Origin of the sequence: Psychrobacter immobilis (genome assembly GCF_904846235.1) — a bacterium.
GTDB lineage: Bacteria > Pseudomonadota > Gammaproteobacteria > Pseudomonadales > Moraxellaceae > Psychrobacter > Psychrobacter immobilis_C.
The window spans coordinates 184398-197751 of the sequence record NZ_CAJGZN010000006.1 but is presented as its reverse complement, the minus strand read 5'-3'; the positions used below and the strand labels follow the sequence as shown (position 1 = coordinate 197751).

Here is a 13354-nt window from a genome sequence, read left to right as displayed (position 1 = left end):
TCCAAAAAGTGGTCGATGCCTATTCGTAACTGGACGTCTGCTCTGAATCGCTTTATGATTATGTTTGATGATCGTATTAGTAAGCATTTAATCTAAATGGCAGTTACACAGAATCTGGGATGGTCTCGTAAGTAAAGTAGCTTGTTGAATTATACCAGCTTCATATCTTATTCTAGCTAAAGATGATATTACAGAATCGCCACCATTCATGCCGCCGAATTTAATCTTACCTGCCCCAGTTTTATTAGCTGAAGACTTTTTGTTCAAATTATCTATCATAATAAATTCTCTTAAATTATTGTTATGTGGTAGTTTTACACGCTATTTATAAACACTTATATTTATATACTACACATAAATAATCATGAGATACAAATCTGTCTAAAGGCTGTGTTACAAAAGCTTTTATAGCTAACAAAATAATTCATGAATTAAAAGTGTTTCTATTAATAATATATATTTGACTAATGTTAATAATACAGCTGGCTTTACCTATATTCACATTACATCAGCTTGAAGTATCCTTAAAACCTTATCCTCTCCCAGCTGGTCAATCAACGCTTGCAGATGGGTAGTAGAATCAGACTTGTTTTGGGCATCTGCTCTAAATTCTGCCGTATCTCTACCTTCACGCAAAGCATCTAAATAGTCCGCCCACTTCTGCATCATATTACTACGATCATCAATGTATTCAAATCGACCATAGGCGGTTCCATTAGGATCTTTCGTCGTATGACCCAATGCCATCTCTACAAGCACAAGTGGATACTTTAACTGCTCTTGTAGGATGGTCTTCGCTGTCGCTCTAAAGCCATGAGCACAATGTATATCTTTATAGCCTAAATCCTTTAACCGCTTATTCGCTGTCGCATCAGAGATGATCTGATGCTTTTTTGCCGTCTGGCTAAAAAATACGTATTCAGTATGACCATTAATTTTTTGTTGTTCACTCAATATAGCTACGGCTTGACGAGGTAGGGGAACGACCATGTCTTTGACCATGTTTACCTTGCCTTGCCCCTTCAATGGCTTTAATCGCCATCTGCCAGTTTCTAGGTCTAGATCAGCCCAGCTCATACGTCTTAAATCACCATTGCGAACAAACAGAAGCGCTAATAGCCTAAGGGAATTTATGGTGTTTGGGTCACCTTCTATTGTTTCGATAGCGTTAAGTAATTTAGCCAAGTCCTTTGGTTTAGTAACCGCAGGACGATGACCATAACTTGACTTAGCTAATTGGCTCTTAATGAGCGCCGCAGGATCACTCGTACAGAAACCTCGTGCCCCAGCATAGACAAACACATCACTGGCAATGCCAGCACAGCGTTCAGCCTTGTCTGTGGGCTTACCATCCTTGTTTAATGACTTAGCTTGGATGTCTAATAGCACTTCAAGCATTTTAGGTGAGGTGATATCGCTGATTGGCTCGTCACCAATATATTTGCATATAAGATCAAGACGACCTTTCTTACGAATGAGGGTGTTACTTTTCTGAGTCTGATCTAAGCTATCAAAATACTCCCAAGCAAAATGATTAAAAGAGTTTTTAGTTTTACTAATAATAATTTTCTTTATTTCTTCACGATGAAATTTTGGGTCAATACCTTTGCTTAACAGGTCTTCATATTCACGCCAAACCTCACACGCACGTGCATACGAGATACTTGGATATATACCAATGGATATAATACTTTGCTTAGAATTTGAAGGAGGGTAGTAGCGGTACATCCATGACTTAGTCTCAGTAGGACGTACCATTAAGAATAGTTTGGGATGATTTTTGACAGCAACGAAGTACTTCTTATCTTCAGGCTTATGGCTGCTGATGCTTCTGTCTGAACTGATCGCTTTTCTTTCCATATCCTAGATCTCTATGAGTAGACTCAAAACTCGGTATACTTGACAGTATACTCAAAGTGCATGGATTAGGATAGATTCATAGGACAGTATAGAACGCCAGATACAACAAAGCCCCTGATATCAGGGGCTTTAGCTGTTCTATAAGATAGTATAGGACTATGTAATGGTACCCGGAGCCGGACTTGAACCGGCACGCTATTGCTAGCGAGGGATTTTAAATCCCTTGTGTCTACCAATTTCACCACCCGGGCAAAACTTGTTTTATCTAAGATGTAAACTAGCTGATAGACCATCTAGTTACTAGATAAGTGGTCGCTATTATAATCGGTTGTGATAATAATGCAAGCCAAAATTAACGTAAAGTTAATAAATAATTGGAGGCTGGAGTCGGAATCGAACCGGCGTTAACGGAGTTGCAGTCCGCTGCATGACCACTCTGCCATCCAGCCAATCAAGGTCGCCTATATTAGCAAAAATATAGTAAATTACAAGTCCTTTTTTCATTAAAAACAGCTTATTTATTATCTTATCTATATTTAGCCCCAATTTAGAAGCGTTTATACTGTTAATAGGCTTTTTCAAACTATTAGTAAACCAGTGTTTAATGATGATGGTTTAAAATATAGTGCGCTAAACTATATCTTTATTGTTACGTTTGGCACTTTTCACATCACGATAAGTGGCCGTGCAAATTAATACGAGTACGCCAAGAGTGATGGCGGGCCAAATTAAGATATATAAGCCGTAGATAAAAACGTTGTCCATGATATCTCCTTATAATATCGCTAAGTAAGTAGCGATTAGCCAAATACTTCTGGCCAATCGGCACTTGGATAAAGCGACTTTGATTTAAGATTTAAGTGACGATGGGATTTCCGACTTTTTATCGTAATTGCCCACACGCTGCTTAATTAAGTCGAAGTCGAAGTGTTCGTCTCCCATCAGGCTGATAATCACACAGACGACGGTACTAGCGCCGTAAGCTGTTAGAGAGGCTAGCAGGACCATATATTGACGTAAGAAGCCAGTAGCGAAGATAAGCATCAGCACTAGCGTGATAACTGCGGCGACCATGCCAATCTTACGACCTAAGAATCCAAAGACCATTAGCCCAATAACAACCGCTGCACCGACACTGGCCAGTATTTCAAAGAATAGGGCGGTGACACCAGTGATTGGGAGTAATTCGAAACGGGCAACGCAAAATAAGAGTAGTCCGACGATAACTGCTGAGGTAAAGGCAGTATTGGTGACGCGATTCCAAAACACACTGGCGATAACAGGGAAGACAATAGCCCCCCATAGTGCACCAACAAATACTAGCATGACGAGAATATCAAGCTTAAAGCTCGCAAAAATTAGTCCAGCTGCTGTCGCAACAATCATCGTGCCGCGACCAATTAGCATCATTGTTTTAGGTTTGACATGACCTTTTTTGGCAATATTCTTGCCGTAGACATCCGCCATCATAATAGTTGATAGCGCTGACAAATCTGAATCAGCAGTTGAGGACAATGAACCAATCACTAAAATAAAAAATAATGCAATAAAGACTGGATGTAGATAAGTACTAACCATTTGAGGGATTAGGTTATTCATATTGCCATCGAGTGGTTCAACACCAATAGTCACAGCCATTAATCCAATCATACCAAGGCCGATGACGATACCCGCATAGCCAACCGTAGCAGTGACAAACGTTGCTTTGATTTTGGTCTTATCAATAGCAAATAGGCGCTGAGTGATGGTTTGATTACCAATAGCATATGCCAATACCGCTACAAAATAAGGCGCACCTTGTTGAAAGAATGCCTCAGAAGAAAAGAAATTCTGTTGCTCCAAAGTCAGGTTTGACAGGCCGCTAACCATAACTTCAGGGCCGCCCATAGCAAATAATACCGCTGGGATAATGACAATACCAATGGCCATTAGAGCGACCAACTGGGCGAAATCCGTAAAGACGGATGCTCGAAAGCCTGATGTTAGCGTATAACTTAGGACACCAATACCTGCAATCATTACCCCTGTTTGGAAAGATAATGGCGAAAGAACAGATACCAAGGCTCCAGCAGCAGTAAAGTTGACCATCAAGCTAATTAAACTGCCCATAATGTTGGATATGGCTAAGATTAATTGGCTTGATGAACCGTGACGGGCGTGAATAAGTTCACCTAGTGTATGACCATCTGGTGCCAGTTCACGAAAGCGCATACCAAAAGGGTAGATGAATAAAATCATCAATGCACCCCAAAAGCCATAATGTATCGGCCCTGATACGCCGTACTTATAGCCAGAGGTGGCCGCAGCGTAAAATGAGGCTGCCCAAATCCAAGTGGCGGTCATGCTGGCTGCACCCATACCAAAGCCAACACCGTGACCTGCGACCATAAATCCAGAAGTTGTCTCTTTATCTTTTTTGATTAATAAGGACAGTAAATAGGTGCCGCCATAAAATGCTAATAATAATAAAATAATCGTTAATGATGAAAATTGGAACAATGACTCAGTTTTCAAACTCAGACCTCGCAATTGTTAGTTGATGAATAAAGTTCAGCAAAAATGAAAGATACCAAACCATTAGGAATACAGCATAGCCTACACAGTCCTCATACCGAACGTATGTGGCTAATATAAATAGCGGAAATACCAACTGCAGTGGTAAGCAAATGCTAAGTGTTACGCCCAAATCTTAATGAGACAGATACTGTCAAATCAAAAAGACAGGGACTACTTTCAATAGGCGTCAGTTAATGGGTAAACCATTACGCTATTAATAGGCATACACAAAGGTAGCTACATGCTAAAGAAAACTCATGTGATGAGTGTCTATAGCGGAATTACGAATAAGCACTAAGCCATGATAAAATGACCCGAACTCGATTTAGACAGCCTTATTAGCTGTAATAAACAATAGCTGAGAAATCTCTACTCATCTATTGCGATTGATGTGTTACTAAGCGGCATTAATAAATAAAACTACATATTTGTTAAGTGCCTGTAACATATTTGCGGGATAAGAGTAACCTATTATGTCATTAACCTCAAACATTATCCGATATTTACCAAACAATGACCGAAGATGACATATAAGTATTTATTTAAAGAGATTTAATAAGATTTTTAATAAAGCATTGAAAGATAAGGTTTTATTATTAGTAGCATTGAGTGATATATCGCTATGAGCTAAGTTATAACCATGAATGAGTAGCTGAAGCTTTCATTAGAAAGAAATAGATGATGGGCGATAGATGGGTGCTCTCAATGAACAAGTAGACGTGAATTTTTATATATTATCTTGTTTGGTGTAGTAAGTGACTCGGTTATCACGTAAAAATCCAGCCAATCCAAGACCATAACGCTCAGCCACGCGCACGGCTGTACTGGTGGGTGCTGACATGCCAACTAGCCATGGGATTTGACTTCGAATAGACTTTTGAACCAGTTCAATAGAGAGACGCGAAGTCATAAGCACACAGCTAACGTCTGCTTTTTGGCGTAATTGCCAGCCGATGAGTTTATCAAGTGCATTATGGCGGCCTACATCCTCAAATAAATGTAGCTGCTGATTATGTATCGTCGCTGCGGCATGTACCGCACCTGTCAGTTGATGCGTATGTTGCGCGGCATCCACTTGTTGACGCAGTGCCAATAGGGAGTCAAGACTTGGTGCGCTCGTTTGAATGCCATTTATACCTGTCTGTCGGTTATGTTCATGGTGTAAATGGTCTTGTGAGTAAGTACTTAAATCAGGCAAAGCTTGCGTTAGTCCAGTAATACCGCACATACCGCAGCCTGTACGCCCTGCGAGCTGCCGCTTTTGTGCCTGTATACGTTGATGGCAGCGTTGGCTCAATACCAACTCCACGACATAGATATCGTAATCTTGAAATCGTTCTAAGCTTTGCTCAATTGATACTGAGTCAAGATATTCGTCACTCGAATCTTGAGCAAACTGCTGGTAGCTAGCGATATCTGCAAGGTGAGTCACTTCCCAGTCGAGTAACTCGTGACTGTATTGAATTAATCCTTCGCTAAATAAGAACCCAACAGCCAAATACTCTAACTGATGAGGACTAGCCATCAGCACAGCATAATGAATCCCATTAATAATGATAGAGACCGCAGCTTCGACTGCTAAGCTGGTGGTCTGAGATTCGATTTGAAGGTGAGAGTCATTATTAGGGTTGCTAATAACTGACGGGTAATGATGCTTTTGTGCTAAGTGACTACGAGCAAGTGGTGTCTCTGACAACCTATCATCGTTAGGTGATTTAGGTACAACTCTCTTAATGTCGGTTGAGTTATCTATCATAGTAGGGTCGATAATAGCCTCACTTTGCTCAGCGTTATATTCAATGGTTATCACGGTTTATCATGGCCTAAAAGTAGGGGCGTGCTTATGGTCATTTAGAGAGCCAATGAAAATATCATTATTGGCTCTCCGCAGTATGATTTACACAGGCGTAGCGATCGACGTATTTGCCTCTACGCGCTCTAAAATGACAGTGGTCGATTTGTACGCTGGGATATGAGAATCTGGCGCATGTGTCTCTAAATCAAAGAGGTCGTTGCACTCAGGATAGTAAGCAGCGACAGCGTTAGAGGCAATATCCATCTCGCTCAATACCAATGGGCCTAATACGCGCGGTTGCTCTAGGCTGTCTTTGGCACGCTGGCGAGTGACCATAACACGGTCACCTTTTTGCCAACCTAAACGACTTATTTCATCAGGGTGCATGAATAGCACATCACGGCGATCCGTCTGACGATAGCGGTCTTTAAACCCAAAAATCATAGTGTTGAATTGGTCATGGCTACGGACACTGGTCAACTGCCAAACTTTTTGTGCTGTATCTGCATGCTCATCGATATCGTTTGCGGCTGCCATTTGTGCTGCGACAAAAGTAATCGGATATTGCGGTACTTCAAACTGAGCTTTGCCGCTCTCGGTATTCCATACACGATGACGCGCCGCATGATACAAATGAAAGCCACGCTCAGAGGTGCGAATACGCTGATTAAAGTCTTCAAATCCGTTAATCGCTTGAGCGATATAGTCTCGAATAATATCGAAATCCTCACTCATTGCCAGCCAAGGAATAGACGAGTCGGCGCCGAGTACATGAGTCGCGATATCCGCTACGATTTGCGCTTCAGATTTTAGAGTATCACTAACAGGTTTGAGCTTACCTTGAGTAGGTACGATCTGACACATAGAGTCTTCGATAGTGGCAAATTGCTCACCCTTTGTTGTGACAATACGCTCGGTACGGCCTAAGCAAGGTAGGATCAAATTATTAGCACCGGGGTATAGCATGGTCTCATTGAGCTTAGTACCGACAAATATATTAAGCTGAGTAGTGGTTAAGGCTTGCTCAATAGCGCTGGTATCAGGGGCCGCCACTGCGTAGTTACCACCCATGCCCATAAAGACTTTCAATTTACCTGCGATAAGAGCCTTGGCACCTGTGACGACATCGTAGCCATGTTCTTGTGGCATAGGGTGCTTAAACACACGCTCTAAACTGTCTAGTAAGCTTTTGCTAGGACGCTCATGGATACCCATGGTGCGATCGCCCTGTACGTTGGAGTGCCCACGCACTGGAGATGCACCAGCGCCATCGATACCAATCATGCCCATCAACAGGAGCAAGTTGGTAATCATTGCGACATTGTCATCACCCTGTACGTGCTGAGTAATGCCCATGCCCCAAGTGCAAATCGTTGCTGGACTATCGGCCACGAGTTCAGCGAGATTAATAATATCTGTCTGAGAAATACCGCAGCCAAGTGTGATATCTGTCCATGATTGCTCTGTCAGCCACTGTTTTAGAGGTTCAAAGCCTGAAGTATGAGTGGTAATAAACTCATGATTTATTTTATCGTTTTCAATTAACCACTTGGCCATGCCAGTCAATAGCGCTGCATCACCGCCGATTTGAATTTGAATGACATCATCGACCATATCATCACTTTGACCCGCGGCCATATGCGTGGGCTTTTGCGGATTTCTAAATCTACTCAAGCCTTGCTCGCGCATCGGATTAATCGAGAGGATGCGGCACCCTTGCTCATGCGCGTGGGCGAGCATCTCGAGCATTCGTGGATGGTTAGTCGCTGGATTTTGCCCAAACATCAATATCAGTTTGGCTTGCTCAAAGTCTTCTAGCATGACTGTCGCTTTACCGATACCTAATTGTTTGCTGAGCATGACGGACGTTGGTTCATGACACATATTTGAGCAATCAGGCAAATTATTAGTGCCAAAACAACGTACAAATAACTGATATAAGAAGGCTGGCTCGTTGGTCACGCGCCCTGAGGTATAAAATAGTGCTTCATTGGGTGAGTCAAGCTGTCCTAGCTGCTCAGCGATTAGGCCATAAGCCGCTTCCCAAGGAATAGGGACGTAGCGATCTTGTGCGGCATCATAGTACATCGGTTCTGACAAACGACCACTATGTTCAAGCTCATAGCCAGACCATCCTTGTAACTCGGTCACGGTATGCCTTGCAAAAAAATCAGCGTCTGCTTTGTGTGTCATGGTTTCGCTGGCGATGACTTTGATGCCGTTCTCACAGACATCAATGATCTTGTGTGATTTATGGTCAGGCCATGCACAGCCAGGGCAGTCAAATCCGCCCTGAGGTTGATTGCTTTTGAGCACGCTAAGACCGCCTCGCAAAAATGTCTGATAGTCCATCAGCTTTTGAGTCGAGGAGATCAGCGCAGGCCAACCAGCAGCAGGGTGGGAGTAGATAGGAATTTTGCGCATGACAGACCTCATAGATAGATGACAATAGCGAAGCATTGATAGACAACAACTATATAATGGTCAACAGAAACTTCATATGATCATTAACTATAGATAACAAAAAACCTTCAAGAAAAATCCAATTTTCTTGAAGGTTTTAGGAGCAGCTAAAACAGTTATATCTGCTACATAAAATTCATAAGTTGGAAAATATTAGCTTAAAATTAAGCTATCGTCTTCGACCTTTTCGCCGCGTGTTTGCTCGAACATATCTAACAAATCGTGTACGGTCATGCCTTTACGAATGTCTCCAGACACGTCCAAGACCACTTGCCCTTGGTGTAGCATCACGGTGCGCGTACCATGTGCCAATGCTTGTTGCATAGAGTGGGTCACCATCATGGTGGTGAGCTTATTGTCTGTGACAATTTTATCTGTCAATTCTAAAACAAAGGCGGCAGTTTTTGGATCAAGGGCAGCAGTATGCTCATCGAGCAATAAAATCTTAGAGGGCTGTAGCGATGCCATCAGCAGGCTCACCGCTTGACGTTGACCACCAGAGAGCAACCCCATACGGTCTGTCAGGCGATTTTCTAGTCCCAGTTTTAACACAGACAGTTTTTCACGGAACAAGTCACGGTTGTTTTGATTTAGTGCAAACTTCAAGCCGCGCTTGCCGCCACGTTTGTAGGCCAGTGCCATGTTTTCTTCGATCGTCAGCGCTTCACAAGTACCTGCCATCGGATCCTGAAAGACACGAGCGACCCAGTGTGCACGTTGATGGGCGGATTTTTTGGTGACATCAATGCCATTTAGCAAGATTGAACCACTATCGACGCGCGTGGTACCGCTTACTGCGTTCAAAAAAGTCGATTTACCTGCACCATTGGTACCAATAACAGTGACGAACTCACCATCAGCGATATTCAAACTAATACCACGTAGGGCAGGGTTTTCGATAGGTGTGCCTGGATTAAAGGTCAACTGTAAATCGGTGGCTTGCATCATAATCGTTATTCCTTATTATCTCTTCGGGCAAAGCAAGTGCTGTTGGTACTTGCTTAAACTGTCATTAGGCGCGAACTTTGCGTGATAAAAACTTCGTTTTCGCTTTTGGTAAGACCAAAGCCAGTACCACGAGTAACGCGGTAATTAAGTTCAAATCTTGCGGACCAAAGCCGATACTACGCAGCGTATTGCTCGATAGTGCGACCTGAATAAACAGCTTGTACAATACTGCACCGACCACAACCGCAAAGGTAATTAACCAAATACGCTTGGCAGGAATGATGGTCTCACCAATGATGACTGCTGCTAGACCGATGACGATGGTGCCGATACCGATAGAAATATCAGCGCCGCCTTGGGTTTGTACAAATAGCGCACCCGCTAAGGCAATCAAGCCGTTAGAGATCGCCATACCGATGATGGTCATCCATGAGGTATTGATACCTTGCGCCTGTGCCATTCTGAGATTTGAGCCTGTCGCACGCATCGACAGACCAGTCTCGGTGCTATAGAACCAATTCAAAAATAACATAGCAATCGCCACGACCACACCGATAATCAGACAGCGCATCCAATAGCCATTGCCATTCGTCACTAAGGTGCTAAATACTGTCGTCTCACCAAGTAGCGGTAGGTTTGGAGCGCCCATGATACGTAAGTTGACAGAATATAGGGCCACCATCACCAAGATACTGGCAAGCAGCTGTAAGATGCCAAGTTTGACATGCAGCCATGCGGTGACGATACCAGCGACTGACCCTGCTAACATGCCAAAAGCACAAGCGAGCCAAGGATTAATCCCAGCAACGATAGAGATACCAGCGACCGCGCCACCTAACGGAAAGCTACCGTCCGCTGTCAAGTCAGGGAAGTCGAGTGTACGAAATGAGATCAGCACACCGAGTGCGACGAGGCCATAAATCAGACCACTTTCAAGCGCACCAAAAAAAGCAATTAAAGACATAAGAGATCAGTAAGTCATAACCCAGTGTTTAGCGTATGGAAACAAGAGGGTAGATGGCAGTAACCAAAACCTTCTACATGCTAAACAGCTAAGCGGTGAATTTAACAGATTAAGCAATCTGCGGTTAGGGTAAACCAAAACAGGTCACGATTAACAACGATCATAAGTTACCTTGGTTTAAAGCTATAGTTCGAGCCATGGCAATATTTAATGCAGCAAAAATGTATTTTACTTAACAAATAGCAGATAAGCCATAAGCTAACTACAGCAATATATGAAACAAGCTATTTAAATGGGTTCTGCTGAAACAAGAAGCCCAGCTTACTGACTCATAGCTGGGTTTCTTGTCAAACATTTAGCATGACAGCACAAAAGCGCAATCACTGATTTATACTATGATTTTGCTCATGGCTGCTATGGTAAGCCAAATAAAAAGGTGCGTTATTCTACCACTTCTTTTGCTTTATCGATAACTGCTTGTGACAAAGTAATGCCTTCTTCTTCAGCATGTTTTGGGCTGACATACAGGTTAAGCGCTTGTGGGGTGTAAACAGGGATAGCGCCTGCTTTTTCACCATTCAAGATACGAACAACGATTTTACCCGTTTCACGGCCAAGCTCATAATAATCTACGCCTAATGCTGCAACCGCACCGCGCTCAACTGAGCTCGTGTCTGATGCGATAAGAGGGATCTTACTTTCTTTAGCAATTTGATAGAGTGACTCGTAAGCGGATACCACGTTGTTATCAGTCGATGTATAGATCATGTCGACTTTGCCTTCAAGACTACGGGCTGCCATCGCGATGTCATTACTACGCTGTGCTGGTGCTTCGAGTACATTGATGCCGAGCGGTGTTAGCTTCTCTTTAAGATTTTTCAAGATAATCGTTGAGTTGACTTCACCTGGGCTATAGACATAACCGACGTTCTTTAATGATGGAATGATTTGACGCATCAAATCAATCTGTGGCTCATACGGTAGGGCATCTGATGCGCCTGTCACGTTGGTGCCAGAACCATCTAGCTTAGGTACCAGTTTTGCGGCTACTGGGTCAGTAACTGCTGAGAATACCAATGGAATGCTGCTAGTAGAAGCGGCAACAGACTGCGCAGAGGGTGTTGCAATAGCGACGATAACATCTGGCGCATCAGCGACAAATTGCTTGGCAATCTGACCAGCAGTAGCAGTGTTTCCTTGTGCGCTTTGGAAGTTAACGGTTAAGTTTTCACCGTCCTTGAAGCCTGCTTCGTTTAGCTCGTCGATGACACCTTTACGTACATCATCAAGCGCTGGATGTTCTACGATAGCGGTAATAGCAACGGTCTTCATAGCCGTCGCTGCATCACCACTAGCGGCAGCATCCGTGGAGCCATCATTTTGCGCTGATTGGTTACAACCAGTCAAGATAGCAGTACATACACTGCCTAATAATAAAGCCTTACCGAAATTAAAACGACCAAAACGATTTTGAGACAACATGGGTCTTACTCCTAAAATAATAGTGTGTCCGTACACTATATAAATAATTGACGAGCTAATAGATAGCTTACTACTTTTTATTTGGTTTCAGCATCAATATCAACATTGATGGCGTTTTTTAGTAACTCTGTTGGCAAGCTGACACCCTGTGTTTTGGCGTGCTTAGGACTGACATATAGGGTCAGATCATTCATGACTTCAGGTTTGATGGTGTTGACCGCTTCGCCATTTAACACGCGATATACCATCTTGCCAGTGGTACGACCAAAGTCATAGTCATTAACACCAAGCGCAGCAGTCGCGCCGCGTTTTACACTGAATTCATCAGACGCAATAATCGGTAACTTTAGCTCATTTGCTGCTTGAGTCATGGCCTCAAAGGCAGACGCAACATTGTTGTCAAATGAGGTATAGATGATATCTGCACGTCCTTGCAAGCTGCGCGTCGCCATACCGATATCCGTTGGACGATTGGCAGGAATGTCTAATAGTGACAGACCTCGTGCTGGCAAAGCTTGTTTTAGATTTTCACGCAATGACACTGAGTTTGCTTCACCTGGGCTATAGACATAACCGATGGTTTTTAAGTCAGGTTTTATCTGCTGTAATAAATCCAACTGCGGCTCTAGTGGTAACTGGCTTGATAGTCCAGTCAAATTGCTTTGAAAAGGCTTGCCATCGGCTGTGATGAGTTTGGCACCTAGCGGATCTGACACAGCGGTGTAGATAATAGGGATAGTGGTGGTCGCGGCTACCACTGACTGCGCAGAAGGCGTTGAGATTGCTACGATCGCGTCAGGATTGTCTCCTGCAAATTGCTTGGCAATCTGTCCTGCAGTCGCTGTGTTTCCTTGCGCACTTTGAAAGTTAACAGTTAGGTTTTGACCTTCGACATAACCACTATCTGCCAACTCATCAATAATACCACGGCGCATATCATCTAATGATGGATGCTCAACGATTTGAGTAATGGCAATAGATTTGGCAGGTTTGTCTGTAGCCGTGCTATTTTCAGCAGTCGCTGAGGTCTCGGTAGAGGAGTTTGAGCAGCCGATTAGTCCAAGTGTGCTAATGGCACTAAGAGCAACGCCATATAGGCTTAAGCGTAGAGTAGAAGCGATAGTCATTATTAGGTTAACTCATAGGTTATATCAATCCCAAAAACCAAGTAGATACGGCCAGACTGACTGAGCCTACTAACTTATATAGTAGTAATTTTACTCATCTGTTTGGTGTACTTTGGTTTTTCACCATGATATTGAAGAATGCAGATTAGCCAAGTCAAT

9 protein-coding genes and 2 tRNA genes are annotated in these 13354 nt (G+C 43.2%); all 11 read right to left on the bottom strand.

Annotation, left to right across the window (positions count from 1 at the left end; translation table 11 throughout):
* Nucleotides 1-498 precede the first annotated feature (498 nt).
* On the bottom strand, nt 499-1860 hold the full coding sequence (locus tag JMX07_RS06120) for a tyrosine-type recombinase/integrase (RefSeq protein ID WP_201510150.1): 1362 nt from the start codon (nt 1858-1860) through the stop codon (nt 499-501).
* Nucleotides 1861-2024: 164 nt separating this feature from the next.
* Nucleotides 2025-2111, bottom strand: a tRNA-Leu gene (locus tag JMX07_RS06115).
* A gap of 124 nt (nt 2112-2235) precedes the next feature.
* Nucleotides 2236-2309 (bottom strand) — tRNA-Cys (locus JMX07_RS06110).
* 181 nt (nt 2310-2490) lie between these two features.
* Nucleotides 2491-2625 carry a putative transporter small subunit gene (locus JMX07_RS13745; RefSeq protein ID WP_219621825.1) on the bottom strand — a complete coding sequence of 45 codons (135 nt, stop codon included), beginning with the start codon at nt 2623-2625 and terminating at the stop codon, nt 2491-2493.
* Between the two features lie 84 nt (nt 2626-2709).
* Nucleotides 2710-4359 carry a sodium:solute symporter family protein gene (locus JMX07_RS06105; protein ID WP_320158002.1) on the bottom strand — a complete coding sequence of 550 codons (1650 nt, stop codon included), beginning with the start codon at nt 4357-4359 and terminating at the stop codon, nt 2710-2712.
* 784 nt (nt 4360-5143) lie between these two features.
* On the bottom strand, nt 5144-6226 hold the full coding sequence (locus JMX07_RS06100) for a formate dehydrogenase accessory sulfurtransferase FdhD (protein ID WP_227684655.1): 1083 nt from the start codon (nt 6224-6226) through the stop codon (nt 5144-5146).
* Nucleotides 6227-6313: 87 nt separating this feature from the next.
* Nucleotides 6314-8635: an FdhF/YdeP family oxidoreductase gene (locus tag JMX07_RS06095; RefSeq protein ID WP_201606867.1), complete on the bottom strand. Its 2322-nt coding sequence runs from the start codon at nt 8633-8635 to the stop codon at nt 6314-6316.
* Nucleotides 8636-8827: 192 nt separating this feature from the next.
* On the bottom strand, nt 8828-9622 hold the full coding sequence (locus JMX07_RS06090; protein ID WP_058024151.1) for an ABC transporter ATP-binding protein: 795 nt from the start codon (nt 9620-9622) through the stop codon (nt 8828-8830).
* Nucleotides 9623-9686: 64 nt separating this feature from the next.
* Nucleotides 9687-10586 (bottom strand): ABC transporter permease, encoded by a 900-nt coding sequence (locus JMX07_RS06085; protein WP_201606866.1) that lies wholly within the window; start codon nt 10584-10586, stop codon nt 9687-9689.
* Nucleotides 10587-11027: 441 nt separating this feature from the next.
* On the bottom strand, nt 11028-12068 hold the full coding sequence (locus JMX07_RS06080; protein WP_201606865.1) for an ABC transporter substrate-binding protein: 1041 nt from the start codon (nt 12066-12068) through the stop codon (nt 11028-11030).
* A 77-nt stretch (nt 12069-12145) separates the two neighbouring features.
* Nucleotides 12146-13195: an ABC transporter substrate-binding protein gene (locus JMX07_RS06075; protein WP_201606863.1), complete on the bottom strand. Its 1050-nt coding sequence runs from the start codon at nt 13193-13195 to the stop codon at nt 12146-12148.
* Nucleotides 13196-13354 lie beyond the last annotated feature (159 nt).

Coding starts and splice junctions, on each gene's coding strand:
- JMX07_RS06120 (WP_201510150.1), bottom strand. CDS start 1,860: ATGGAAAGAAAAGCGATCAGTTCAGACAGAAGCATCAGCAGCCATAAG.
- JMX07_RS06095 (WP_201606867.1), bottom strand. CDS start 8,635: ATGCGCAAAATTCCTATCTACTCCCACCCTGCTGCTGGTTGGCCTGCG.
- JMX07_RS06080 (WP_201606865.1), bottom strand. CDS start 12,068: ATGTTGTCTCAAAATCGTTTTGGTCGTTTTAATTTCGGTAAGGCTTTA.
- JMX07_RS13745 (WP_219621825.1), bottom strand. CDS start 2,625: ATGGACAACGTTTTTATCTACGGCTTATATATCTTAATTTGGCCCGCC.
- JMX07_RS06085 (WP_201606866.1), bottom strand. CDS start 10,586: ATGTCTTTAATTGCTTTTTTTGGTGCGCTTGAAAGTGGTCTGATTTAT.
- JMX07_RS06090 (WP_058024151.1), bottom strand. CDS start 9,622: ATGATGCAAGCCACCGATTTACAGTTGACCTTTAATCCAGGCACACCT.
- JMX07_RS06075 (WP_201606863.1), bottom strand. CDS start 13,195: ATGACTATCGCTTCTACTCTACGCTTAAGCCTATATGGCGTTGCTCTT.